The 24,680-nt window shown below is 64.2% G+C and carries 21 protein-coding genes; 19 read left to right on the top strand and 2 right to left on the bottom strand.

Annotated elements, in window-relative coordinates:
* Positions 1–64 precede the first annotated feature (64 nt).
* The 15 genes from ABAC460_RS37880 (at position 65) to ABAC460_RS37820 (ending at position 17,364) form a co-directional block, all read left to right on the top strand.
* Positions 65–1,141, top strand: coding sequence for a CapA family protein (locus ABAC460_RS37880; RefSeq protein WP_023453937.1), 1,077 nt, complete (start codon positions 65–67; stop codon positions 1,139–1,141).
* Positions 1,138–1,608: a TRAP transporter small permease gene (locus ABAC460_RS37875; RefSeq protein ID WP_023453936.1), complete on the top strand. Its 471-nt coding sequence runs from the start codon at positions 1,138–1,140 to the stop codon at positions 1,606–1,608. The genes ABAC460_RS37880 and ABAC460_RS37875 overlap by 4 nt, the downstream gene beginning before the upstream one ends.
* Positions 1,605–2,912: a TRAP transporter large permease gene (locus tag ABAC460_RS37870; RefSeq protein ID WP_023453935.1), complete on the top strand. Its 1,308-nt coding sequence runs from the start codon at positions 1,605–1,607 to the stop codon at positions 2,910–2,912. Before ABAC460_RS37875 ends, ABAC460_RS37870 begins: the two co-directional genes overlap by 4 nt.
* Positions 2,909–3,880: a 2-hydroxyacyl-CoA dehydratase gene (locus ABAC460_RS37865; RefSeq protein ID WP_023453934.1), complete on the top strand. Its 972-nt coding sequence runs from the start codon at positions 2,909–2,911 to the stop codon at positions 3,878–3,880. Before ABAC460_RS37870 ends, ABAC460_RS37865 begins: the two co-directional genes overlap by 4 nt.
* Positions 3,877–5,976, top strand: coding sequence for a CaiB/BaiF CoA-transferase family protein (locus ABAC460_RS48355; protein WP_023453933.1), 2,100 nt, complete (start codon positions 3,877–3,879; stop codon positions 5,974–5,976). Before ABAC460_RS37865 ends, ABAC460_RS48355 begins: the two co-directional genes overlap by 4 nt.
* Entirely contained in the window at positions 5,973–7,289 is a 1,317-nt protein-coding gene (locus tag ABAC460_RS37860) for a 2-hydroxyacyl-CoA dehydratase subunit D (RefSeq protein ID WP_023453932.1), read from the top strand. The genes ABAC460_RS48355 and ABAC460_RS37860 overlap by 4 nt, the downstream gene beginning before the upstream one ends.
* A complete protein-coding gene (dctP, locus tag ABAC460_RS37855) occupies positions 7,286–8,320 on the top strand; it encodes a TRAP transporter substrate-binding protein DctP (protein ID WP_023453931.1) in 1,035 nt (344 codons plus the stop codon). Before ABAC460_RS37860 ends, dctP begins: the two co-directional genes overlap by 4 nt.
* A gap of 4 nt (positions 8,321–8,324) precedes the next feature.
* Positions 8,325–9,533 carry a CaiB/BaiF CoA transferase family protein gene (locus tag ABAC460_RS37850; protein ID WP_023453930.1) on the top strand — a complete coding sequence of 403 codons (1,209 nt, stop codon included), beginning with the start codon at positions 8,325–8,327 and terminating at the stop codon, positions 9,531–9,533.
* A 160-nt stretch (positions 9,534–9,693) separates the two neighbouring features.
* Positions 9,694–10,197 (top strand): YfbM family protein, encoded by a 504-nt coding sequence (locus tag ABAC460_RS37845; protein ID WP_023453929.1) that lies wholly within the window; start codon positions 9,694–9,696, stop codon positions 10,195–10,197.
* Positions 10,198–10,787: 590 nt separating this feature from the next.
* Complete coding sequence (locus ABAC460_RS37840) at positions 10,788–12,092, top strand: nucleotide-binding domain-containing protein (protein ID WP_023453928.1); 1,305 nt, start codon at positions 10,788–10,790, stop codon at positions 12,090–12,092.
* A gap of 23 nt (positions 12,093–12,115) precedes the next feature.
* Positions 12,116–13,018, top strand: a complete 903-nt coding sequence (locus tag ABAC460_RS48350) for an S-4TM family putative pore-forming effector (RefSeq protein ID WP_023453927.1) — start codon at positions 12,116–12,118, stop codon at positions 13,016–13,018.
* A gap of 14 nt (positions 13,019–13,032) precedes the next feature.
* The gene (locus ABAC460_RS37835) at positions 13,033–13,521 is read left to right on the top strand and encodes a dual specificity protein phosphatase family protein (protein WP_023453926.1); all 489 of its coding nucleotides are present in this window, start codon (positions 13,033–13,035) and stop codon (positions 13,519–13,521) included.
* A gap of 362 nt (positions 13,522–13,883) precedes the next feature.
* Positions 13,884–15,161 (top strand): MFS transporter, encoded by a 1,278-nt coding sequence (locus ABAC460_RS37830; protein ID WP_023453925.1) that lies wholly within the window; start codon positions 13,884–13,886, stop codon positions 15,159–15,161.
* On the top strand, positions 15,158–16,624 hold the full coding sequence (locus ABAC460_RS37825; protein ID WP_023453924.1) for a hypothetical protein: 1,467 nt from the start codon (positions 15,158–15,160) through the stop codon (positions 16,622–16,624). Before ABAC460_RS37830 ends, ABAC460_RS37825 begins: the two co-directional genes overlap by 4 nt.
* The gene (locus tag ABAC460_RS37820) at positions 16,621–17,364 is read left to right on the top strand and encodes an OmpA family protein (RefSeq protein ID WP_023453923.1); all 744 of its coding nucleotides are present in this window, start codon (positions 16,621–16,623) and stop codon (positions 17,362–17,364) included. The genes ABAC460_RS37825 and ABAC460_RS37820 overlap by 4 nt, the downstream gene beginning before the upstream one ends.
* A 180-nt stretch (positions 17,365–17,544) precedes the next feature.
* Here ABAC460_RS37820 and ABAC460_RS37815 read toward each other — a convergent pair whose 3' ends face one another.
* On the bottom strand, positions 17,545–18,543 hold the full coding sequence (locus tag ABAC460_RS37815) for a LacI family DNA-binding transcriptional regulator (RefSeq protein WP_023453922.1): 999 nt from the start codon (positions 18,541–18,543) through the stop codon (positions 17,545–17,547).
* Between the two features lie 44 nt (positions 18,544–18,587).
* Positions 18,588–19,793 (bottom strand): multidrug effflux MFS transporter, encoded by a 1,206-nt coding sequence (locus tag ABAC460_RS37810; protein ID WP_023453921.1) that lies wholly within the window; start codon positions 19,791–19,793, stop codon positions 18,588–18,590.
* 195 nt (positions 19,794–19,988) lie between these two features.
* Between ABAC460_RS37810 and ABAC460_RS37805 the strand changes: the two genes are divergently transcribed.
* Genes ABAC460_RS37805 through ABAC460_RS37790 form a run of 4 tightly spaced genes read left to right on the top strand, consistent with a single transcriptional unit; the run spans position 19,989 to position 24,632 of the window.
* Positions 19,989–21,113 carry a CapA family protein gene (locus ABAC460_RS37805; RefSeq protein WP_023453920.1) on the top strand — a complete coding sequence of 375 codons (1,125 nt, stop codon included), beginning with the start codon at positions 19,989–19,991 and terminating at the stop codon, positions 21,111–21,113.
* Positions 21,110–22,114 (top strand): hypothetical protein, encoded by a 1,005-nt coding sequence (locus ABAC460_RS37800; RefSeq protein ID WP_023453919.1) that lies wholly within the window; start codon positions 21,110–21,112, stop codon positions 22,112–22,114. Before ABAC460_RS37805 ends, ABAC460_RS37800 begins: the two co-directional genes overlap by 4 nt.
* A complete protein-coding gene (locus ABAC460_RS37795; RefSeq protein ID WP_023453918.1) occupies positions 22,111–23,454 on the top strand; it encodes an MmgE/PrpD family protein in 1,344 nt (447 codons plus the stop codon). Before ABAC460_RS37800 ends, ABAC460_RS37795 begins: the two co-directional genes overlap by 4 nt.
* A gap of 5 nt (positions 23,455–23,459) precedes the next feature.
* A complete protein-coding gene (locus ABAC460_RS37790) occupies positions 23,460–24,632 on the top strand; it encodes a cytochrome P450 (RefSeq protein WP_023453917.1) in 1,173 nt (390 codons plus the stop codon).
* The last annotated feature ends 48 nt before the right edge of the window (positions 24,633–24,680 follow it).

The following is a 24,680-nucleotide window of genomic DNA, read 5'->3' as shown; positions in this document are numbered from 1 at the left end:
CATCCGCAGGCGGATTGTCAACCATTTCGTCGCCATCTTTCCTGAGTAGCTTCAAGACCTTGTCATGACCATGCGTGATTTGACCCTGATGTTCACCGGCGATCTGGTGCTGGACGTGCCCGACGCCGATTACTGGCTGTCGGGGATTGCCTCCGCTTTGCGCACCGCCGACGTGGCGATCGGGCACCTGGAAGTGCCGCATACCCTGAGCGAGCACACCATGGCGGGCGATGTGCCGGCGCCGGGCGCGCCGCCGGAAAACCTGGACTCCCTGAATCGAGCGGGGTTTACGGCCGTGACCCTGGCCGGCAATCACATCGCCGACTGCGGTCCCGAAGGCATTGCCGATACGCGCGCCGGGCTGGACCGGGTAGGCGTGTTGCACACAGGTGCGGGCAAGGACCTGGACGAAGCGGCGCGGCCGGTGATCATCGAACGCGGCGGGCGCCGGATCGCGCTGCTCAGCTACAACCTGGTCGGGCCGGAGATGGCCTGGGCCGGGGAGGGCCGGGCGGGCAGCAACTACCTGCGCGTCGAGACGGCGGACGGATCACCGATTGCACCGTCGGCGGCGCTGGAACGCTTCAACGATCATCAGCGCCTGACCGACGATATCGCGGCCGTCGAAGCCGACCTGATTGTGGTCGCGCTGCACAAGGGGATCGTCCACACGCCGGCAAAGCTGGCGCCGTATGAGCGGCCGGCGGCCCAGGCGGCGATCGACGCCGGCGCCGATGTCGTCATCGGCCACCATCCGCACATTGCCCGCGGGATCGAGATCTACCGTGGCAAGCCGATCTTCCATGGCCTCGGCAATGGGTGCGTCGTGACGCACGCCTTAAGCCCGGGCCAGGACAATGCGGCGCGCGCCGCCTGGGTCGAGCGGCGCAAGGCGCTGTTCGGCTTCGAGCCCGACCCGACCTACACCCTGGCGCCGTTTCACCCGGAAGCGGTCAACGCTTTGATCGGCAAGGTGGTGTGGCGCGCCGACGGGACGCTCGACACCGATTTTCTACCCGTTTTCATCGAACCGCCGGGCCGCCCGGTCCTGGCCACAGGCGAGCGCGCGCAAAGCGTCCGCCGCTACATCGCCGATATTACTGTTCGCGCCGGCCTGCCGCCGCTCGGAGTTCTCGCATGATTGAACCGCAACACCATGCCTGGCCCTTGCGCTGGCTGACCCTGATCGGCGGCGGCGCGCTGCTGGCCGCCATGGCCGGCGACGCCCTGGGGGTCATCGGGCGCCAGACCGGTCACCCGCTTATCGGTTCGATCGAAATCGTCCAGGCGGCGATCCTGGTGTCCGGTTGCGCCGGACTACTGGTGGCCAGCCTGATGCGGATTCATGCCACGGTCCATCTGCTGGTCGAGCGCCTGCCCGAAGGTGCGCGCGACGGCGCCGAACGGATCACCCGCGCGGTTTCGTCGCTGTTCTACCTTGCCTTGCTCGCCGGGAGTGTCTGGCTGGCCGGTGAAGCCTGGCCGGGCCATGAGGCCAGCGAAGTCCTGGGCATTCCCTATGCGCCTCTGCGTATCATTGCCTGCGCCACGGTGGCCGCGGTCGCGGTGGTCTTCCTGTGGCAAGCCTTCTCGAGGAAGCCGTCATGATGGCGACACCTGAAACCGGCCTGATTGGCGTGGTGATCCTGCTGGTCCTGCTGATGACCGGCATGCCGATCGGCGCAGCCCTGGGCCTGGTCGGCATCGGCGGCCTGGTTCTGTGCCTGGGGCTGGAGCCCGCCGTGATCAAGTCCGGCGTGGTCCTGCTGGAGACCCTCATCCGCTATGAGCTCGGCACCATTCCGATGTTCCTGCTGGTGGCGCATCTGTGTTTCTCGGCCAATGCCAGCCGCGACATGTTCGACGCCGCGGCCAAGTTCTTGGGTCACAAGCGCGGCGGCCTGGCCTTTGCCTCGATTGCTGGCTGTGCCGGGTTCGGCTCGATCAACGGCTCGTCCCTGGCGACGGCAGCGACCATCGGCCTGGTGGCCCTGCCCGAGATGCGCAAGCGCGGCTATGACGACGGCCTGGCGACCGGCGCGGTCGCGGCCGGCGGCACCCTGGGCCAGATGATCCCACCCTCGGGCGCCCTGATCGTCTTCGGCATCATTGCCGAACAGTCGATCGGCAAGATGTTTACCGCCGCCTTGGTGCCCGGCATCACCCAGGCTTTGTTCTACCTGCTGGTCGTCTGGCTGGTCGTCAAGTGGAAGCCGGAACTGGCGCCGGCGACCGAGCGCGCGCCGTGGTCTGAACGCTGGAAAGCGCTGTTCAAAATCGCAGATATCGCACTGCTGGTGATCGTGATGCTCGGCGGCATTGCCTTCGGTGTCTTTACACCCACCGAAGCCGCCTCTATCGGCGGGATCGGCGCTCTGATGATCGCTGCCGTACGCAAACGTCTGACCTTCGGCACCCTGTACAACGCCCTGTTCGAGACCCTAAAGACCTCGGGCATGATCGTCACCATCGTCATTGGCGCGTTGCTGTTCTCGGTATTCGTGTCGGTGACCGGCCTGACCGACGCCATCGGCGGCTCTATCACCGGCCTGGGCGCAGGGCCTCTGGTCACCGTGCTGGTCATGGCCGTGCTGCTGCTGTTGCTGGGTTCGGTGCTGGACGGCCTGGCCCTGATGCTGCTGACCACGCCGATCCTGTTGCCGATTATCGACCAGATGGGACTGTCGCCGATCTGGTTCGGCATCTTCCTGGTCCGCGCCATGGAGATCGGCTTCGTCCATCCGCCCATCGGCATGAACCTCTATGTCATCCAGGGCATCGCCAAGGATGTGCCGCTGGGGCGGATCTTTGTCGGCGTCTTGCCGTTCCTGGCGTCGGACCTGGTCCATCTGCTGCTGCTGATCCTGTTCCCTGTCATCACCCTTGGCCTGCCGGAGTTGCTGGGACAATGATCACCCTTGATGCCGATATCGGATTTGTAGGCTTGGACATCCCGCTGGAGGTCCTGACCGCCAATGGCCGCAAGGCCTGCCACCTGCCGTGGGACCGTGAGCTGCCGACACCGCGTGCCGATACCTGGCTGGAAAGCGGCTTTGCGCCGTGGACGCGGCGGATGCTGGAAGACTGGGCGGAAGGCCGCTTCGACCGCTTCGAACAGGTCGTCTTCACCCGCGGCGACGACAATGCCCAGCGCCTCTACTATTACATCTGCGAACTGCAGAACCGCGGCGAGATCAAGGGCCCCCAGCCGGTCATCTTCGACGTCGCCTATATCCGCCGCGCCACCAGCACCGGCCGCACCCGCGACGCGCTGACGGGACTGTGCGCGCAACTCGGCGTCCGGATCGACGACCTGGCCATCGCCGCCGTCAATGCCCGCCGCGATACCATGACCGCCTGGCAAGCCCAACGCCAGGGCGACGGCCCCTTCTGGGAACGCCTGACCCGGGCGTCGCTGTTCGGTGAGGTCGACGCCACCCCACCGGCCGGCCAGGCCTCGCGCCGTATCCTGCTGGCCGGCACGCCGCCACCCGACGGCCGCTTGCATGAGGCGGTCGAGCGGGCAGGGGCCTCCATCATCGCCGAAGCCCACGACCGGTCGCTGACCTGGATGGGGCCGCGCGTAGCCGAAGACGGCGATCCCATCGCCGCCCTGGCCGCAGCCATCCTTCGCCGGACCACCGGCGCTCGCACCTTCGGAGACCGGGGCGAGCGTCTGGTGGCCGCCGCCCGTACCGCCCGCGCCGATGCCGTCCTCCTGTGGCTGATCGAGGAGGAAGAGTCCGAGGTCTGGCACGTCCCGGCCCAGCGCGCCGCTTTGGCCGCCGCCGGCATTCCCGCCCTGGTCCTGACCCGCCGGGCCTGGCTGGACGACATCACCGGCGAGATTTCAAACTTTCTGACGGAGCGTGCCGCGTGAGCCTGCTGAACGGACATCTTGTGCTCACGATGGGCAGCATGGCCTGGCGGCCGCTGGCGCGTTACCTGGCGTCTTTGGGCGCCGAGGTCGCGACCTACGATGCGGCGCGCCTTGCCGAAGCCTCGTTCCTGATCGACGACCTGGGGCTGGAAGCCTCGCGCCCCGACGGCGATCATCCCCGCCTGATCCACGTGTCGGTGACGCCCTATGGCAGTTTCGGCCCCTATGCCGGCTGGAAAGGCGGAGAGCTGCAGGCCTCGGCCATGGGCGGGAGCCTGCGCCTTACCGGCCAACCCGACCGCGCCCCGGTCAAGGAAGCCGGCAATGCCTGCACCTTCCACGCCGATATGGTGGCGGCCTCGGGCGCCCTGGCGGCGCACTATGCCCGCGCCGTCCATGGCCATGGCCAACATGTCGATGTCTCGGTCGCCGAGGTGGCTTTCAGCCGCAATATCAACGGCATCCTGGTCTGGCATTTCGACCGCCGCAAGCTGCACCGCGTCGGCGGAGCGCTGAACTATGGTCGCGCGACCGTGCGCTGCATCTGGCCGCTGGCCGACGGCTGGTGCTTCCATTCGCTGATGACCGGCCGCTTCGGCGCCCCGGCCAACCAGGCCCTGTCGGACTGGATCGACGAAGTAGGGCTGGACAATCCGCTGAAAGGCGTCGACTGGCTGAACTACAACCGCTCGACCCTTCCGGCCGAGACCCGCGCCGTGTGGGAAACGGCCATTGCCGCCTTCTTCGCCACGCGCACCAAGGCGGAAATGGCGGAGGAGGGACGCCGCCGCGGGATCAATGCCTGCGTCGTCAACGAGCCCGGCGACGTCCTGGCCGATCCGCACCTTCAGGCGCGCAGCTTCTGGACCGGCGCCGCCGTCCGCGAACCCTCACGCTTTGCCACGGTCACCGACGGACCCGAGACCCCGTCGGCCGGCACCCGCACGTCGCAGCGCCCTGGGCCCCTGGCCGGCGTGCGGGTCCTGGATTTCTCGTGGGCCCTGGTCGGCTCCCTGACCACCAAGACCCTGGGCGACCTCGGCGCCGAGGTCATCAAGGTCGAGTCGCGCACGCGGCCGTGCCTGACCCGGCTGGATGTCCAGGTCTCGGCCTCCCAGCCCGGCAATTTCGACGACAAGCCGTGGTTCGCCCACCTCAACACCTCGAAACACTCCCTGGCCCTGGACATGAAGAAACCGGAGTCGCGCGAAGTCCTCGATCCGCTGATCGACTGGGCCGATGTGGTGGTGGAAAACTTCTCGCCCGGCACCATGGCCAAGCTGGGGCTCGACTATGAAAAACTTGCAAAACGCAATCCAAATCTCATCATGGTGTCGGGCAGCGTCTTCGGCCAGACCGGACCCCTGGCGGCCGAATGGGGCGTCGACGGCACCGGCGCAGCTTTGTCCGGCCGGACCTTTCTGACCGGCTGGCCCGACCGCGATCCGGTCATTCCCGGCGCAGTGCCCTATGGCGACGTCATCGTGCCCTATGTCATGGCCGCCATGGCCTCGGCGGCCCTGGCCCGCCGCCATGAGACCGGCCGGGGCTGCCATATCGACGCCTCCATGTACGAAATCTGCGTCCAGCAGATGCGCGACGAGATCCTGGCCGCCCAGACCGGCGCGCCGCCGCAACGCCGGGGCAATGACGAAGCCGGCGTCTTCTGGCAAACCGTCCTGCCGGCGCGCGGCGACGATCGCTGGATCGCTATCTCCGCCGCAACCCAGGCCGAGCTTGACCGCCTGTTGGCCCTGGCCGGCGGCCCCCTGGAAGCCTGGACGGCGCAACACGACGCCCACGACCTGGCGCATCGCCTGCAGGCCGAAGGCTTTGCCGCAGCCCCCGTCCAGGACATCGAAGACCTGATGGAGCACGACCCTCAGGTGGCGGCACGGCAATCCCTGGTCGATATCGAACACGCCCATCTCGGCGTCTTCGGCCATGTCCGCACGCCTTTGATCCTGTCGCGCGACGCCTTTGCGCCGTTCCGTGCCCCCGACATCGGCGAACACAATCGCGATGTCGCCCTTCACCTGTCGGGCCTTAGCCCTGCGCGTTTCGCTGAGCTGGAAGCCCTGGGAGTGTTCCGATGAGTACCGAGACTGGACCCAAAGAGACTGGTCAAAGAAGCCGCAAGGACCTGGCCTGCACGGCCGTGGCCACCGCCTACCAGAAGGCCTTCGGCGCCGATCTGAAGCGCCGCGTCGTCGATGACGGCGAGCCCTTCGTGGTCGCCCAGGCCGACACGCCCCACGAAATCTTCCACGCCATGGATATCCCCCTGGTCACCAACCAGTGGTGGTCGGCCTATATCTCGGCCAAGCAGCTTTCGGCCCGCTATTTCGACGTGATGGCGCAACGCGGCTACCCGGCCAACAGCTGCAAATACTGCTCGCTGGGCCTCGCCTGCACTCTGGCCAACGACCCGAAGACCGCACCCTGGGGCGGCCTGCCCACGCCGGCCCTTCTGGTGGCGCGCCTGACCTGCGACTGCATCCAGCATGTCTTCGAACAGTGGGCCCAGGCCCTGGGCACCGAGTTCTTCCCGATCGAGGCGCCGGCCTGGGAGCATAAGGAAAGCGACTGGTTCCGTCACTCCCAAACCCAATGGGAGCGCGTCTATCAACCCGACCGCATCCAGCTTCTGGTCGACGAAATGGCCGACCTGATCGCCGTGCTCGAAAAGCGCACCGGCCGCCGTTTCGATGAAGCCAAGTTTCACCACCTGATGGAGCGCATCAACGAACAGGAAGGCTATATCGCCGAAGCGGCCGAGATGATCGGCACGGCGCGGCCCTGTCCGGTGTCGATCGCCGACCAGATGCCCAACACCATGATCCCGCAATGGCACCGTGGTTCGGACTGGGCGGTCGACCACGCCCGCCGCTTCCGCGATGAGGTCGCCGAACGCGTGCGCAACGGCATCGGCGCGGCCCAGAACGAACGTATCCGGCTGATGTGGATCGGCGCCGGCGTCTGGCACGATCCGGGCTTTTACCAGGCCCTGGAGGACCGGCTGGGCGCAGTCTTCGTCTGGTCGATGTACATGCCGTTTGCCGGGCCGCAATATATCCGCGCCCTGGACGGCCGCGACATGCACGCCCTGTCGTCGCGCATCTGCTCGATGAACGAAGTCCTGCATCTGCCGCCATGGATGAACGGCTGGATGACGGCCGAAGCCGACCGCTGCGGCATCGATGCCGCCATCGTCCTGGTGCCGCCCGACAACCGCCTGTCGCAGTCGGGCACGCGCCTGACCGCCCAGGCCCTGGAACAGGCCGGCGTCCCGGTCCTGGCCCTGGACGGCGACATGGTCGACGCCAAAAGCTGGAACCACGATCGAATGGTCGCCCAGGTGGCCGACTTCCTGGCGCAACGCGTCGGCGTGCAGGGAGACGCGGCATGAAGCGGCGCGCTTTCCTCTTGGGCGGCCTGGCCGTGGCGGGGTGCGCAAAGCCCGTGGCCGACGGCGTGACGCGGCTGACCTACGCCACGCCCTATTCGCCGTCGCACCCGTTCAGCCGGGCCGACCAGACATGGATGAAGTTCGTCACCGAAACATCGGGCGGGTCCTTGAGCATCCGGCCCCTATGGTCCGGATCGCTGCTGTCGTCGGATCAATCGATGGAGGAACTGCGCCACGGCGTCGCCGATATCGGGCTGATCACGCCCATCTACGTCAAGGGCGGTGCCCACCTGCTGCGCATCCAGGCCGGCTTCTACAGCGGCGTACGCACGGTCGAGGACCAGGTCTCGCTGTACCGCTGCATGGAACAGTCCAGCCCGCAGTTCGCCGTCGAGCTGAAAGGCCTGAAGGTCCTGGCCGTTCAGGGCGGCAACATGCCGTCCCTGATCACCCGCAACCATCCGGTCAAGTCCCTGGCCGACCTGAAGGGGCTGCGCCTGCGTATCCCGTCGGAGCTGTCGGAAGTGACCAAGGCGCTGGGCGCCGACCCGGTCAACATGCCGATGGGCGAAGTCTATTCCGCCCTGGCCAAGGGCATTATCGACGGCGTCGTGGCCCCGGCCGACACCTTCCGCGCCCTGCATTTCTCCGAAGTCGCCAAGTTCTATTGGCCGCTGGAAATCGCCCGCGGCGCCTATCCGGCCCGCGCCATGACCCTGGAGCGGTTCGAGCGCCTGGCGCCCGAACAACGCGCCATCCTGGACCAGGGCATCGCCGTCTGGGAGGCCGCCCTGGCCGAAGAGATCCGCAAGGCCCAGGCCGCCGGGCTGAAGGCCGCCGCCGCCGAGGGCGTGCAGACCTTCCCGGTCTCGCCCCAGGACCAGGCCACCTTCAATGCCCTGTATCTGAAGATCGCCGAACGCAATGCCGGCCACCTGTCGCGCTACGGCATCGACGGCACCGCTGTATTCAACGCCGGCCGGGCCAGTTTGCACCCCGACGGCAGCATTTCCTGCCCTGTAAGGACATAACCCTATGAGCCAGCCCCTTGCCGGAATCGTCGTCGCCGACTTCAGCCATGTCATGGCCGGGCCCTATGCCTCGTATCTGCTGCGCCTGCTGGGCGCCGAGGTCATCAAGATCGAGACGCCGGGGCGCGGCGACGCCATGCGCTATTACGGCGCCGACCGGCGCTATGACGGCATGGCGCCGGCCTTTATCGCGGTCAATGCCGGCAAGAAATCGATCACGCTGGACCTGAAGGACCCGGACCAGCTGGAGGCCGCGCGGCGCCTGATCAAACGCAGCCATGTCGTGCTGGAAAACTTCCGGCCCGGCGTGATGGAGCGGTTGGGCCTAGGTTATGCGGCGGTCAAGGCCTTCAATCCGGACATCGTCTATTGTTCGGTGTCGGGCTATGGCCAATCGGGGCCGTTGCGCGACTGGCCGGCGATCGACAACATCGTCCAGGCGACCAGCGGCATGATGAGCCTGGGCGGCGATCCCGGCGATCCCCCGATGCGGGTCGGCTTCCCGGCGGTCGATACCCTGACCGGCCAGACGGCGGCCTTCGCCATCATGGCGGCTTTGATGCGCCAGGCGCGCGGGGAGGGCGGCGACTTCATCGATGTCGCCATGTTCGATGCCTCCCTGGCCTTCATGACCTCGGCGGTGACGCCGTATCTGGTGACCGGGACCCCCTTGGTGCGTACCGGCAATACCGGCTATTCCGGCCAACCGACGGCGGCCCTGTTCGAAGCCGGCGACGGGCGGCAGATTTCGCTGGGCGTGGTTCAGGAGAACCAGTTCAAGGCTTTGGCGAAACATATCGGCCGTGAGGACTGGCTGAGCGATCCGCGCTACGCCACGCCGGACCTGCGCCGGGCTCATTCGGAGGTTTTGCAGGCCGACCTGGCCGAGGCCCTGCGGACCAAGCCGGCGGCGCAGTGGGAAGCCGAGATGAGCGCGGCTGGCATTCCGTGCGGCATGGTGCGTGGCGTAGACGAAGCCGCCGCCCTGCCTCACCTGGCGGAACGCGAGGCGCTTTTGCCGGTGACGGTGCCGGGCATTCCTGGCGGCGAGCAGGTTCATGTGGTCAATGCCGGTTTCCGCATGGCGGTGGACGGGCCGTTCGTGGCCTCCGCCCCACCGCGCCTGGGCGAGCATACCGAGGAAATCATGCGCTGGCTGGGCTATGGCGCGGACGAGATCGCCGCACTAACGGGAGCGGGCCGGGCGGCTTAGGTGGGCTGAGCTGCGGGGCGCTGCCTCAGCTTTCTATTCGGAAGGACGGGTAAATCACACTCGCCCTGGGCTTCACAACGCCCTTATGGCGGGCTACCGTCACGTCAACGGAGCGTCGATCGGACGTTCTGCGGCTAGCGCACCAACTTGGGGGATTGATATGAGTTGTCTGGGAGTCCACTTCGCTTTCTCGGCGGACGACGTAGCTGCATTGCAAGGCATAAGCGACGAGCAGGAGCGTCTGGCGTTCTTGCAGGAGGAACTGGAGGAGAGATATTTCGCAGGGGCAGCGGAATATATTGCCCAAAGCGACAAGTCCTGGGACGCGATGCATCGAACGCTCTCCAACGGACAGCTCACATGGGATGGAGGCACGTTTCCGCTGAACCACACCGTTTTAGCCGGTACGCCTTTGTATTCCGGGGACGACTACATCATGAGCCTGAAGACGCCGGAACAGGTTAAGGCGGTTGCCTCAGCGATTGAACATCTGACAATCTCGGATTTCCGCGAGGCATATGAGCGCATTGATGCTGCGAGTTATGATGGCGAAATCGGAGACGAGGATTTCACCTATACCTGGGAGTGGTTTCAGGACGTTCGGGCTTTATATCTGCGTGCTGCCGCGGAAGGGCGGTTTGTTCTTTTCGCGGTTGATTATTAGCCGGGACTAGCGCGAAAAGCCTGATTGCGACGAATGATACTTTTCCTTGCGGCGACGGAATTTATGCACCGATACTGATCAAAGCGAATGCCGATCCTGAAACGCCAACAGTTGGAGTGGACGCAGTAGGATTTCGACAGCTTTGTGAAGGGGCTGCGGCAGCTGGCTAACATATTGCCAAAACGCGGACGAGCGGTAGGGGCCAACTTTAACCACTCTGACCCCATTTGTTCCGTTGAAGCGAACTTCAAACCGCAGTCATAGAGGTGTCTGACTTCCCTCAACATCCGGGAGCTACTGCCCAAAGTGATAAAGGTCGCGCGAGTTATTCTCGGTGGCAAGGCCTAAAAATTGCGGCAAGGTGGTTAATTTCGCCAGCTCAACTCGGTGTAAGAAATATCAAAACAACGTTATAACCGGGTATTTTTGTCGTTATTGAGGAGATATTGCGAAAATATCTCGTAATAGGTCTGGACGAATCCGGAACGCTTTCCTATTTGGCTAATTGGGTCGGCGGTATGCGTCCTATTTTGCGGATTTTGACCTGAACAACGCAGATCGACCGCCCAATTTTTCAACAGGGCGTTTGAATGAGTACGGCAGATAACTTCAAGACGTTTCTTGATAATATTCGAATTGATAACAAAGAAATCATCAGCGGCAGGTATGGTGAAATCACATGCGCGCTAAACAGAACCTACCGAGACACGGAATCGAAAACAGCCAATAGTCTTCAGGTTGGATCATATGGCCGAAAAACGGCTATCAAGGGTGTGTCGGACTTAGACATGCTTTACATCCTGCCGGAGGCCGTTTGGGAAGACTATAACGTGCCCAAGGGACAGGCGAAGCTGCTCCGACACGTCAAAGAAGCAATTCTGTACCGGTATCCGACAACCAACGTGGTCGTGGACACGCCAGTTGTGCGAGTTCTGTACAAGGATTTTCACATCGAAGTATTGCCTGTCTTCAGACTAGAAGATGGATTTCTTTATCCCGATACACGAAGCGACGGAAGTTGGAAGACGACAAAACCCGAGGCCGAACTTCGAGCTATGCGTGAGTTTGACGCGGAGAAGAACAATAACTTACGACGTCTGTGTAAGATGGGGCGTGCATGGAAAAATAAGCACGGCCAGGCTATGGGGGGACTGTTGCTCGACACGCTCGCGCATAATTTTTTGAAATCAAATACAACGTACGACACCCGCAGCTATTCGTCTTACGACGAGATGTGTCGCGACTTCTTCAAGTATATGGCTGATCAGCCAAAGCAGGTGCGCTACGCCGCACTGGGCAGCAACCAGTGGGTTAAGGTCCGCAAATCCTTCCAGCGAAAAGCTAAGTTGGCCTACGACCTCAGCGTCGAGGCTATCGCGGCGGCCGGCCAAGCCAATGAAGGCGCTAAATGGCGTAAGATCTTCGGCACGCCATTCCCTCTAACTGCCAAGGTGCAGAAGTCAGCGCGTGCGGGCACATTTCGTGATACGGAGGAGTTCATCGAAGATCTATTTCCTGTAGATATCAAATATTCGATCTCTCTCGAATGCACCGTCAGTCAGGATGGTTTCCGGGAACATCTTCTGCGCTTTATGATCGGACAGGGCATGCTTCTGCGCCCCCGCAAGAGCCTGAATTTCTATATCGACAGTTGTGACGTGCCTGGCAATTATGAACTGTATTGGAAGGTTCTGAACCGGGGGGATGAAGCGGAGCGCCTTGACATTATCAGGGGGCAAATTGTCAAGGACACGGGCCATCGCGAAAAAAATGAGACCACCAATTTTAGGGGGGACCACGTCGTCGAAATCTTCGTCGTGCAGAACGGAGTTGTCGTCGCCAAAGACCGCATCCATGTGCCTATTACACCGGTTGCTACCGCGGCCGCAGCGTAGCGACCTCGGCAAAGTTTAACGACATGAACAATATTCTTGCTTTGCAAAACGACGAAGGAAACCTTCGGTATAGACGTGCGATACGAGCGACGTATGACACCGCACAAGATATTGTGCTGCTGCAAGTGATATGCGCAGTGGCCATTCCAGTTGTCGCTGCGCTTGTGACCTTTGTGTTGCCAGATGCCAAACCTTACACGGCAGCGCTTTCGATGCTCTTGGTGCTAGCAGACATATATTACTTGGACCGTCGTCAGAAGGCTCTACTGAAATTGGGCGCTAAGTTTGGTGAGGAATTTGATACTCGGGTGTTGAACCTGCCCTGGGATAACTTCACTGTCGGGGACAAGACTACGCCTGAGGAGTTGCACGCGGCCGAGATAAAGTTCAAAGCTCGAACGACAAAGGCTGAGTTTACCGATTGGTATCCGGTGGCTGTAGGTGCCGCGCCTTTGCATTTGGCCAGACTGTTGTGTCAACGTGCGAACCTTTCATACGACGAGGCTCTGCGTCGTGACTATTCAAGATTCGTTGTCAGGTTAGCGCTCGGAATTACCGCTGCCCTGTTCGTAGTTGCGCTTGCCCAAAACTTGCCTTTGAAAGAGTTTATATTGGTCGTCTCTCCAGCTATGCCGGCGCTTGCGTGGGCAGGTCGTGAGTTCTTGCGCCAACGGGATGCTGCCGATGCGCAGGACAGCCTCAGAAAGCAAGCGCGCAAAGTGTGGGACGATGCGCTTGCCGGACATTGCAGCGAAGACAGTTGTCTATTGAAGGCGCGTGAGTTTCAAAGCGCTGTTTATCTTCGGCGCTCGTCTGCGCCAATGATCCTGCCCGGTATGTACAAAAGCAAACGGGCTGTTCTGGAAGATCAGATGAATTCAACTGCGGCGGACTTTCTCGCTGAATATCAGCGGTCCATCGAATAACAGCGGCTAAATGCATGATCGAAATTTACGAGAACCTGTATATCGGGGGGGAGAAGGACGAGAGGGCATTGAGAGGTCAGCCCGACTGGTTTTTTGTACACGCGTGTAAGGAGCCTTATCACAGAGATGCTCTTGGATACACAGGTCGCGCTGCCCCCAACACCCATCCAGAATATCTGATTGCACATCGCCCGGGTCGGTTGATCCTGAACCTAGTGGATGTGGACAATGTGGCCTACATTTCGCCAATCATAATCGACACGGCGCTGGACGTCATGCAACAGCAGCTCTCACGGAACAAAGTCCTTCTACATTGCAATCAGGGAATGTCTCGTTCTCCAACGATCGGGCTCCTTTATCTCATAAAGCACACCGCTGCCTTCGATGGCCTTTCGATGGAGGCTGCAGTCACTGCATTTACGGTCACCTATCCGCCTTTCAGCCCTGCTAAGGGCATGGCAGATTATCTTATCGGCAATTGGTCGCGGTACAGTGATCGGTAGGAAGGTGGTGGCGACTTACCATTTGTGCAATTTGAACGTCGCCCCGCCATCGCGCTTTACTCACTCCGCCTTCGGCTAGGTTTCGCGCGACTTGTGCTTGACGAGATATATCTCGGCTGCGCTCACCCGACCTCCCCGCGCGAAGAGCGCGGGGAGGTATCAGAAAAGGTGGCTTGATCACTTCGCCGCAGCGGTGCGTTGCGCCTTTGGGCAAGCCTTTAGGGAGGCGGCGACTGCTGCCCCGGTGTCGAGAGTAACGTCAAAAATAGGTATACATCATAATCGTTCTTGACGGACGCTTGCATCATGCTACGCTGACCTCCGGAGCCGCATCAGAACGGCCGTGACAGGGAGTGCCCGGCATGCCGGAGGTCGGCGATCGCGTTTATCGCAAGGTGTGGCTGCGCCTGGTCCTGTTGCTGACCGTGCTGATCGTCCTGAGCTCGATCGACCGCGTCAATGTCAGTTTTGCCGCCCTGCATATGAACGGCGATCTCGGCATCGACAAGGTCGCCTACGGCCAGGGCGTCTCGCTGTTTTTCGCCGGCTACCTGCTGTTCCAGTTCCCCAGCATCTGGCTGTTCCGCAAGTTCGGCATGCGGCTGTGGGCCGGCGTCACCGTCATAGCCTGGGGCGCGGTCGCCGCCGCCATGGCCTTTATCCATACCAAGGAACAGTTCTTCGCCCTGCGCTTCCTGCTGGGGGTGGCCGAGTCCGGCTTTGCCCCCGGCGTCGTCGCCTTCCTTTCGCAATGGATGCCCCAGGCCTATCGCGGCCGCGCGCTGGGCTTTACACTGCTGGCCGTGCCGACCTCGGTCATCATCGGCGGGCCGGTGTCGGGGTTGCTGATGCAGCTCGACTGGCTGGACCTGCCCGGATGGCGGTGGATGTACTTCCTCGAAGGCCTGCCGACCATCCTGCTGGGCCTGTTCGCCCTGGTCTGGCTGACCGATCGCGCCGACAAGGCGCGCTGGCTCGACGCCGACGAAAAAGCCTGGATCGCCGCTGAGATCGGCCGCGAACGCGCCGAAGCTGGCCCCAAGGCCGACCTGCCGGTTGTGAAACTGATCCTGCAGCCGCGGCTGTGGGCGCTGGCTGCCCTGTGGTTTGCCCTGCTGACCGGATCGAACGCCCTGATCTTCTGGCTGCCCCAGACCCTGAAATCCCTGACCGGCTTCGATGCCGTCACCATCGGCTGGATCAGCGCCCTGCCGTGGCTGGGCCTGGGCCTGGGCATGTTCGTCAATGCCCGCCTGTCCGACCGCGCCCAGGAACGCATCTGGCACAGCGCCATACCTGCCGTTGCCGCCGCCGTCTTCCTGGCCATCGCCATCTCCACCGGCGCCGGCCCGCTGGCCTTGACCTGCCTGGTGCTGGGCGCCGTCGGCCTGGGCGCGGCGCAGTCGGTCTTCTGGACCCTGCCGGCGCGGCTGTTTGCCGGATCGCCCTTCGCCATCACCACCATCAATCTCTGCGGCAACCTGAGCGGCGTCCTGACGCCCCTGGCCATTGGCGCCATCCTGCAACAAAGCGGCTCGGTCCACCTGGTGGTGTTTGCCGTCGCCGCCATCCTGGTTGCCGGTGCCGGCCTCCTGGTCACCGTGGTAGCCAGCCAGATGCGCCACCCGGTCAAGACATGAAGCGCTGGGTCCTCATCACCCTCGGCCTGGCCGGCATAGCGCTGACAGCGGCCGGCCAGGAGGGCGGCTATGGCCCGTCCTGGTGGGCGCCGGGCGAGGGCGGGGTGTTCCCGGCCACGGCCGACTACGACAACAGCGAAGGCACATTGCGCGTCCTGCTGAGCGGCGGCGCCATGGCGACCAAGGACCACGCCTTTTTCACGCCCCAGGGGCCGGACGGCCGCGCCTGCGTCACCTGCCACCAGCCCGCCGACGGCATGGCCCTGTCGGCCCGGACGGCGCGCCAGCGCTGGGACGAAACCGGCGGCAAGGATCCCCTGTTCGCCGCCTATGACGGCATGAACTGCCCGACCCTGCCGGCCGGCGATCGGGCGTCGCATTCGCTGCTGCTGGACCACGGCCTGATCCGCATCCAGCGGCCGTGGCCGCCGAAAGACGGGAACGTCCAGCCGGTCAAACCGGACTTTACCCTCGACGTGGTGCGCGATCCGTGGGGCTGCGAAAGCGGCAAGCTCTATGGCCTGAAGGCCGGCAATATCTCGGTTTATCGCCGGCCGCGCCCGGTGGCCAATCTGAAATACGCCACCGCCGCCGGCTTTGCCTATGACCCTAAGGAAGGCATGGCGTTGCGCCGTGACGCCCACGGCGACTGGATGGCCGGCAACCTGATGGCCGACGGCCGCGCCGACACCCTCGACGCCCAGATGGCCGAGGCCGGCGCTAGCCATCTGCGCCTGACGGCCGCCATGACCGACGCCGAACGCGCCCAGGTCGCCGACTTCGAAAGCCGCGTCTTCACCGCCCAGCAGACCAGCCGGACCGGCGGCGCCTTGAACGACGGCGCGACCGGTGGGGCCGAAGCGCTGCGCGACGGCGATGCCGGACGGCTGGGCAGCATCGGCATCCCGGTCTGGAGCGAATTCGCCGGCTGGGAAACCGCGTCGGACGGCACACCGCAACAAAACGCCTGGCGCCAGTCGGTGGCGCGCGGGGCGAAGGTCTTCCGCGACCGCACCTTCCTGATCGACAACAGCGCCGGCATCAATTCGCCGATCGGCTTCGGCAATCCGGTGCGCAATTCCTGCGTCTTCTGCCACAATATGAGCCAGACCGGCATGGATGTCGCCCCCGGCCAGGTCGATATCGGCACGACGGTTGAGCCCTATGCCGACGCAGCACCCCATCTGCCGCTGTTCAAGGTGACCTGCCAGGTGCCGCACCGCCACTACGGCCGGGTGATCTACACGACCGATCCGGGCTTTGCCCTGACGACCGGGCGCTGCGCCGATGTCGGCCGGGTGACCATCCAGAACATGCGCGGCCTGGCCGGGCGGGCGCCCTATTTTGCCAACGGCTCAGCCAAAGATGCCGCCGGCATCGTCGACTATTACGACCGGCGCTATCGCATCGGCTATACACCCCAGGAGCGGCAGGACCTGATCAACCTGCTGAACGCCCTATGAAGTGGGCGGCTGTGGTTTTGGCTGTGTTGGCGACGGGCGCGACGGCCCAGGAGGTGCGCTTCGTCAGTTGCCCCATCTATCGCGATACCGACCAGGGGCGCAAATCCGGCTGCTGGCTGGTCCGCGATCCGGCGGCCGGCGTGACCTATGATGTGTCGGGCGCGCCGTCCCTGCCGGATTGGGAGCACGGCGTCCTGGTCGAAGGCCGGGTGTCCGGCGGCGCCGAGGCCTGCGGCGGCGTGGTCATGGATCCGGTCCGGGTCTCGATCATCGAGGACATGTCGTGCGTGCGGCGGGTTCTGCCGGCGGACGGCTACAAAGGCCGGAAATTTGCCCTGCCGAAAACCGTGTTGAAGCCGCTGTATTTGCCGGCCCAGCCGGTGGCCGGGCCGTTCGAACCACGCACCTTCCGGCTCTATTTCGAGCACGGCAGCGCCTTTATGACCTATCAGTCGACGGATTATTACATGGACGAGGCGGCGCGCTGGCTGGCGGCGGCCCGGCCGAAGCGGATCGTGGTGACGGGCTATGCGGCGACCCGGGACGCTTTGGTGCGCGAGGCGAGGGGCGTTGCGCAGGCGCGGGCCGAGCGGACGGTGGAATGGCTGACGCGGATGGGCGTCGATCCGAAGGTGATCGTGGTCAAAACCTCCGGCCGCCCTCAGCCTGTGGCCGATCCGATCGTCGGCAACCTGTCCGCGCCGTCCTTGCGCCGCGTCGAAATCCAGGCAGAGTTTTGAGAGGAAATACAGAAGCTTACTTCTCTTCTCCCGCCCCGTTTACGGGGAGGGGGGACCGCGAAGCGGTGGGAGGGGCTTTACTGTCAGTGGAAGAGCCCCTTCCGCCATCTCGCTTCGCTCGATGCCACCTCCCCCGTAAACAGGGGAGGCAAAGAAAGAAGCGTTGTGGCTTGCGCCTTCTTACGCGCTCTCTCTGGCTACCAGACTAAACCCGACATCGACCAGCGGCGACGCCAAAACCTCACCCTCAGCACGACGACGCAGCATGGCGATGGCCTCACGCGCGATACGCTTGCCGTCGATATCGACCGAAGTAATCGTCGGCCGCATCTCGCCCGCCACCGTGGCATTGCCAAACCCGACCACAGCCAGATCATCCGGCACCTTCAAACCCTGCGAAGCCGCCTCGATAATCATCCCCTGGGCCAGCAGGTCGGTCCCGCACACCACCACATCCGGCCGGTCCTCCAGCCGCTTCATCCGCGCAAACGCCCCGCGCGCCTGGCCGAACTTCACCGGTAACTCCACGACGTCTTCGGTCGGCGCCACCCCGCCCAACTCCGCCCAGGTCCGCACCAGCCCGTCGCGCCGCCGCCGTGCCCGACTGGCATTGCTGGTCACCAGGTGCGGCCGGCAATAGCCCCGCATATGCAGGAACCGCGCGATCTCTTCGCCGATGGCTTCATGCGAAAAACCGATGGCGATATCGATCGGCTCCTTCGGCAGGTCCCAGATCTCGATGACACTGGTCTTGGACTTCCGCAGCAGATCGCGCAGGTCCGGCGTGATCTCGCTGGTCAGGATGATGGCGGCGGCGCGGCGCGACAGGGCGGCCATGACCAGTTCCCGCGTCCGTTCCAGGTGCAGCCCGGTCACCCCCAAGGTGACGACATACTGCGCGGCCGACAGCTCGGTCACCATAGCCTCGATGGTGTCGCTGAACACCGTGCTCGTCAGGTGCGGGATCAGGACGGCAACCAGGTCGCTTTTCTGAGTGGCCAACCCGCCGGCGACCAGGTTGGGCACATAGCCGATGGCGTCGATGGCGCTCTGGATGCGCTGCGCCGTCTCTTCGGCGACGACGGACGGCTTGTTGATATAGCGCGACACAGTCGAGGCCGAGACCCCGGCCCGCGCCGCCACGTCATCCAGTTTGAGATTGCGCCGGTCGAGTTTCATAGTTCCTTGATAGCACTGCAAAAAATCTGTGCAAGCGGTTGCGATCAGCCAAACAGTCGCTTGCGCTCGCCCAGCACAATAAACACAAACGCCGCCGTGCCGCACAGGCAGGCGCCCAGCGGCAAAAGGGCGATATCACCCGTCCAGTGCTGGCCGACAAAACCGCCCAGACACGACCCCACCACGGCGGTAAAAACCCCTTGCAGCGACGCCGCGGTGCCGGCAACGGCGCCGGCGGATTCCATCGACAGGGCGTTGAAATTGGCCGTGCACAGCGTCATGGCGGTCATGGTCAAACCCTGCAGCACCACGAAGCTGGCCAGGGTTTCCTGGCCCGCCCAGGCCCACACCATATGGACGAAGGTCACCACGATAAACACGACCAGCGCCGTATGCGACATCCGCCGCACCCCAAGCTTTTCGACCAGCGTCGCGTTCAACACCGACCCGGCCGCCATCCCCAGCGCGCAGACGGCAAAAACCGGCGCCAACCACTGCGGCTTGGCGAAAACATCGTGGAAAATCTGTGGCATCAGCGAGACATAGGCCAGCATGGTCGACAGCATGCAGGCCACGGCCAGGGTATAGACCACGCTGACCGGCTGGGTCAGGATAAACAGGCTGACGCTGCTCAGGCGGCGCAGGTTGGGACGCTGGCGCCGCTCAGGCGGATGGGTTTCCGGCAAACGCACCCACATCCAGGCGCACACCACCGCGGCCAGGACCGCAATCGACAGGAATATCGCCGGCCACGGCAGGACCAGCAGCACCAGTTGCCCCAGGCTGGGCGCCAGCACCGGCACGGCCAGGAACATGACATAGCTGGTCGACATCACCCGCGCCATCTGGGCGCCGGAATAGAGGTCGCGGACCACGGCGCGGGTGACCACGCTGGCCGAGGCCGCGCACATGCCCTGCAACAGCCGCAACGCTAACAAAGCGGGCAGGGTGGTGACCAGCGCGGTCGCCGCCATCAGCAGCGCGAACAGACCGATCCCGATCAGCAGCATGCGCTTGCGCCCCAGCCAATCCGACAGGATTCCGAAAACAAGCTGACCCAATCCATGGCCGAAGAAGAAGATGGCCACCACCCATTGCAGGTGGTTGGCATTATCGACCCGCAAAGACCGGCCGATCTCCGGCAGGGCCGGCAACATGGCGTCAATCCCCAACGCCGTCATCGCCATGACGCACGACACCAGGGCGGCGAATTCGGGGAAGGACAAGACCTTGGCCGGGGTGTCGGGCATCAGAGCGCATCCCAAAAAGTGTGACGCACTTTTTGGATAAAGATGCGCGTCAAAAAATAAACTTGGAGCGCCGATCCGATTCTACCGGATCGAAACGCGCTCTAAGTATCCACTGCAAAAAATCTATGCAAGCCCTTGCATAAATCACCATGGCGTATATTGTTCTAAAGTATAACTAATTATCAAGGGTGGATTGTGGAAGCGTGCGTTATTTTGGCGGTCGGGGACATTGCGCCGGATCGTCCCGATCCCGACACCAGCTATGACGCCGTGCGGGTGCGCCTGACCGCCGCCGACCTGACCCTGGCCCAGCTTGAAACCACCTTTGCCGCCAAAGGCCTGCGCCTGCCCCAGGCGCGTCACGCCGTCCTGGCCCCGGTCGAAGGCGCCGGCGCCGTGGCCCGCGCCGGTATCGACGTCATCTCCATGGCCGGTAACCACTGCCTCGATTGGGGCAGCGAAGCCATGCTGGAATGTATCGGCCACCTGGAAGGCGAGGGCGTCGCCGTCGTCGGCGCCGGACCCGACATCGCCGCCGCCCGCAAGCCGGTGATCCGGATCCTGCCCGACGGCAGCCGGGTGGCGGTCCTGGCCTACAGCTCCATCCTCCCCCAGGCCTACTGGGCCGAAGACCGCCGCCCCGGCTGTGCCCCCATGCGCGCCCACACCCTGTATGAACAGGTCGAGCACGATCAACCCGGCACCCCGGCGCGCATCCACACCTTTGCCCATCGCGGCGACCTGGCCGCCCTGGAAGCCGATATCCGCGCCGCCAGGGCCGAAGCAGACCTCGTGGTGGTATCGCTGCACTGGGGCATCCACTTCGTCCGCGCCGTCATCGCCGACTATCAACGCGAGGTGGCGAAGGCCGCCATCGCCGCCGGTGCCGACGCCATCTTCGGTCACCACGCCCATATCCTGAAAGGGATCGAGGTCATCGACGGCCGGCCGGTCTTCCATTCGCTGTGCAACTTCGCCTGCGACCTGCGCATGGACGAAGCCCACGCCAATTCGAAAAGCTTCAAGGAAATCCAGACCCTGGCCGAGGACTGGGTGCCCGATTTCGACAGCCTGTACAACTTCCCCAAGGCCTCGGCCCTGTCGATGGTGGCGCGGCTGGATATCCGCCAGGGCAGGCTGGTCCGCGCCGGTTTCCATCCCGTCCATATCGGCCGCGATGCCGTGCCGCGTTTCACCACGCCGGACGATCCGAAATTTAGCGAAACCGTCGAGTATATGCGCGCCGTGACGGCCGAAGCCGGGCTAAACGGAGACTACACAATCGACGGCGACCTGGTCGTCGTGGGAGGCATCGGATGAAAACCCTGCGCTGGACCCTGCCGCTGGAAATGACGGTGGTCTTCTACCTGATCACCTACATCCCCAACATCATCCTGACCAAGCTGACCACGACCCAGGCCGTGGCGGCGTTCGGCCGGCCCCTGAGCGGGCTGGAAACCCTGCCGTCGACCCTGATCGTCAACATGGTCCTGACCCTGGCCTTCTTCTGGCTGTCGGGCTGGCACCGCGACGCCCACGGCATCCAGGCCGGCCCCATCCGCATTCCGGTCCCCAGCTTCTATACCTTCCTGTCCGGCATCGGGACCTCGCTGGTCCTGTTCACCGTGCCGCTGTCCTTTACCCTGGAAGGCGTCAGTATCCCCTTCATCCAACTCCTCATGCGTGGCGATATCCTCATCATCGCGCCCGTCGTCGATCTGATGTTTGGCCGAAAGGTCAAATGGTGGAGCTGGGTCGCCCTGGTCATGGTCTGCGTCGCCCTGCTGGTGGTCCTCAAGGCGCGGGGCAACCTGCATCTGCCGCCCCTGGCCATCGCCACGGTCGTGCTCTATACGCTGGGCTATTTCCTGCGCCTGGCGGTGATGACCAAGATCTCCAAGAGCGGCGACGAAGCCTCGGTGCGGCGCTATTTCGTCGAAGAAAAGATCGTCGCCCTGCCGCTGTCGATCCTGGCCCTGTATCTGCTGTCGGCCAGCGGCATCAGCAAACAGGCCGACCAACTGACCAACGGCTTCATCCACGTCTGGTCCGATCCGGTGATCTGGAAGCTGGCCGCCAACGGCTTTCTCCTGACCATCATCTCGGTGCTGGCGGCGGTCATCCTGCTGGATAAGCGCGAGAACAGCTACTGCGTCCCGCTGGAACGCTCGGCGTCGCTGCTGGCCGGCATCATCGCCGCCCTGGTCATGGCCTGGGTGTGGGGCCTGCCGCATCCGACCTCAGCCGAGTTGACCGGCGCTGGCATCCTCATCGGGGCCATCTTCCTGCTGGCCCTGGCGCCGCGGTTCGCCAAGCCGTGACCCTGTCCGACGAGATCTGCGCCCATATTGCCGGAACGACCGACATCCCCGGGCCGGCCCGCCACGCCACGCGCCGTTTCCTGCTGGACGGTGTCGGCGTCATGCTGGCGGCCAGCGGGTTGAGTGCAGAAGCCAGGGCTTTTGTGGCCGTGGGGCAAGGCGAAGGGCCTTGCTCGATCCTCGGCCACGGCACGGCAGCGGCCCCTTTTGCCGCCCTGGCCAATGGCGCCCTGGGGCATGCGCTCGATTTCGAAGACGCCTACGATGCCGTACCGCTGCATCCCAATGCCTCGGCCATCCCGGCCGCCCTGGCCATGGTCCAGGCCGGCCGACCGGTCGGCGGCCACGACCTTGTCACAGCCCTGACGATTGGCTGCGACCTGGTCTGCCGCCTGGGTCACAGCCTGACCCGGCCGCTGGAAGAGCGCGGCTGGTACCCGCCCATGTTGCTGGGGGCTATCGGCGCCGCGGCCGTGGCGGCGCGCCTGGCCGGCCTCGACGCTGCCCGCACCCGCGATGCCCTGTCGCTGATGCTGTGCCAACTGGGCGCGCCGGGCGAAATCCGCCATAGCCGCGGCACCGTCCTGCGCGCCGTCCGCGAAGCCTTCCCCGCCCAGGGCGCCGTGGTGTCCGCCCTGCTGGCCACCCAGGGCGTCACCGGCTTCGAACATCCGCTGGAAGGCGAGGGTGGTTTCTTCAGCCTCTATGCCGGCGGCCATTACGACACCGGCCCGTTGCTCGATGGCCTCGCGACGCGCTGGTACGGCGAAGACCTGAGCTTCAAACCCTGGCCGGCCTGCCGCGGCACCCATACCGCCATCGAACTGGCCCTTCGCCTCAACCTGAATCCCAACGATATTGCCGGGGTGCAGGTCATGTCCGGTGAGGTCCAGCGCATGCTGGTCGATCCCCTGCCGCGCAAACAGGCCCCAGTAACCGCCATCGACGCCAAGTTCAGCCTGCCCTTCACCTTGGCCGCCGCTTTTGTCCGCGGCCGCGTCACCCTGGCCGAGTTCGATGCCTTAAGCCTTTGCGATCCCGCTATCCTGGCCCTGGCGGCTAAGGTCACGCCGCTGGACCGGCCCGAGTGGGGGCGTGACCGCGCCACCTCCGGCGGCCTGGTCGTCACCCTGACCGACGGCCGGGTCGTGGCCGCCGAAGAGCACCAGGCCCTGGGTCATCCGTCGCGTCCGTTGAGCGACGACGACCTGGTCGCCAAATTCACTGCCTGCGCCGCCCTGTCCGCCCGGCCCATGGCGGCCGACGACGCCGACCGCCTGGCCTGGCAAATCCTGACGCTTGATGATTGCCGCGATGCCGGCGCCGTTTTCCGAGTTTAGAACCCATGGATGATTTCGATCCCCTCCGCCCCGAAACCCTCGAAAGCCCCTATGAGGACTACCGCCGCCTGCGCGCCGGCTGCCCGGTGGCGCACACCTCCGCCTGGGGCGGCTTCTGGGCCCTGACCCGCCATGCCGACGTCGCCCGGGCGGCCGCGGACTATGCCGCCTTCACCACCACGGTGCAGAATGTTGTGCCCAAGGTGGCCACGACCGGCCGCCGGCCGCCCCTGCATCTCGATCCGCCGGAACACTCGCCCTACCGCCGTGCCATCAACCGGGTGCTGGTCGAACGCCGGGTGGAATCCTTGCGGCCGTTTATCGCGCAGGTGTGCGACGACCTGATCGACGCCATGCTGGCCAAAGGCGGCGGTGAGATCTGCGCCGACTATGCCGCGGTGCTGCCGATCCGCGTCTTTGCCGAATGGATGAACCTGCCGCCCCAGGACCAGTTGTGGCTGGCCGATGTGGCGCGGGTCTACGGCGCCGCCGTGCAATCGGCCGACCAGACGACCACCCAGGCGACCAGTTTGCAACTCTACGACATGGCGCGCGGCCTGCTGGAAAGCCGAAAGGCCGCGCCCCTGCATCCGGACGAGGACGTGACCTCAGCGCTTCTGGCGGCGAGGGTCGACGGCCAGCCCTTGCCGGACGACCTGATCCTGGGGACCATCCGTCAGGTGCTGGTGGTCGGCATTATCGCCCCGCAGGTGGTGTTCGGCTCGACCGTGGCCCATCTCTGCCGGCATCCGGACCTGCAGGCTAAGTTGCGCGCAAACCCTGAGCTGATCCCGGCCGCCATGGAAGAGTTTCTGCGGCTCTATACGCCGTATCGCGGCTTTGCCCGGACGCCGACCCAGGATGTCACTCTTCATGGCGTGACCATCCCGAAGGATGACCCGGTGGCGCTGATCTACGCCTCGGCCAATCGCGACGAAGCGGTGTTCGAAGACGCTGAAACCTTCCGCCTCGACCGTCCGAACATGAAGGACTCTTTGGCCTTCGGTCGCGGCCCGCACACCTGCCCGGGCTCGGGCCTGGCGCGGCTGGAGCTAAGCATTGCTCTGGAACGGCTGCTGGCGAAGACCTCAGCCATCGAGATCGCCGGTGAGATCATCCCGACGCGCATGCCCGAAATCGGCACCCTGGCCGTCCCGGTCAAACTGCTGCCGCACTGAATCTTCAGGCCTATCATCCGTAGACGTCCCAAACGCCCTCCTCTCCAC

Source organism: Asticcacaulis sp. AC460, assembly GCF_000495795.1.
GTDB lineage: Bacteria > Pseudomonadota > Alphaproteobacteria > Caulobacterales > Caulobacteraceae > Asticcacaulis.
Note: the sequence above shows the minus strand (reverse complement) of the source record. Positions and strands in the feature narration are given on the sequence as shown.

What these genes read in the sequence shown, in the direction of transcription:
- ABAC460_RS37880 (WP_023453937.1), top strand. Translation starts at nt 65, where the DNA reads ATGACCATGCGTGATTTGACCCTGATGTTCACCGGCGATCTGGTGCTG.
- ABAC460_RS37875 (WP_023453936.1), top strand. Translation starts at nt 1,138, where the DNA reads ATGATTGAACCGCAACACCATGCCTGGCCCTTGCGCTGGCTGACCCTG.
- ABAC460_RS37870 (WP_023453935.1), top strand. Translation starts at nt 1,605, where the DNA reads ATGATGGCGACACCTGAAACCGGCCTGATTGGCGTGGTGATCCTGCTG.
- ABAC460_RS37865 (WP_023453934.1), top strand. Translation starts at nt 2,909, where the DNA reads ATGATCACCCTTGATGCCGATATCGGATTTGTAGGCTTGGACATCCCG.
- ABAC460_RS37860 (WP_023453932.1), top strand. Translation starts at nt 5,973, where the DNA reads ATGAGTACCGAGACTGGACCCAAAGAGACTGGTCAAAGAAGCCGCAAG.
- dctP (WP_023453931.1), top strand. Translation starts at nt 7,286, where the DNA reads ATGAAGCGGCGCGCTTTCCTCTTGGGCGGCCTGGCCGTGGCGGGGTGC.
- ABAC460_RS37850 (WP_023453930.1), top strand. Translation starts at nt 8,325, where the DNA reads ATGAGCCAGCCCCTTGCCGGAATCGTCGTCGCCGACTTCAGCCATGTC.
- ABAC460_RS37845 (WP_023453929.1), top strand. Translation starts at nt 9,694, where the DNA reads ATGAGTTGTCTGGGAGTCCACTTCGCTTTCTCGGCGGACGACGTAGCT.
- ABAC460_RS37840 (WP_023453928.1), top strand. Translation starts at nt 10,788, where the DNA reads ATGAGTACGGCAGATAACTTCAAGACGTTTCTTGATAATATTCGAATT.
- ABAC460_RS48350 (WP_023453927.1), top strand. Translation starts at nt 12,116, where the DNA reads ATGAACAATATTCTTGCTTTGCAAAACGACGAAGGAAACCTTCGGTAT.
- ABAC460_RS37835 (WP_023453926.1), top strand. Translation starts at nt 13,033, where the DNA reads ATGATCGAAATTTACGAGAACCTGTATATCGGGGGGGAGAAGGACGAG.
- ABAC460_RS37830 (WP_023453925.1), top strand. Translation starts at nt 13,884, where the DNA reads ATGCCGGAGGTCGGCGATCGCGTTTATCGCAAGGTGTGGCTGCGCCTG.
- ABAC460_RS37825 (WP_023453924.1), top strand. Translation starts at nt 15,158, where the DNA reads ATGAAGCGCTGGGTCCTCATCACCCTCGGCCTGGCCGGCATAGCGCTG.
- ABAC460_RS37820 (WP_023453923.1), top strand. Translation starts at nt 16,621, where the DNA reads ATGAAGTGGGCGGCTGTGGTTTTGGCTGTGTTGGCGACGGGCGCGACG.
- ABAC460_RS37815 (WP_023453922.1), bottom strand. Translation starts at nt 18,543, where the DNA reads ATGAAACTCGACCGGCGCAATCTCAAACTGGATGACGTGGCGGCGCGG.
- ABAC460_RS37810 (WP_023453921.1), bottom strand. Translation starts at nt 19,793, where the DNA reads ATGCCCGACACCCCGGCCAAGGTCTTGTCCTTCCCCGAATTCGCCGCC.
- ABAC460_RS37800 (WP_023453919.1), top strand. Translation starts at nt 21,110, where the DNA reads ATGAAAACCCTGCGCTGGACCCTGCCGCTGGAAATGACGGTGGTCTTC.
- ABAC460_RS37790 (WP_023453917.1), top strand. Translation starts at nt 23,460, where the DNA reads ATGGATGATTTCGATCCCCTCCGCCCCGAAACCCTCGAAAGCCCCTAT.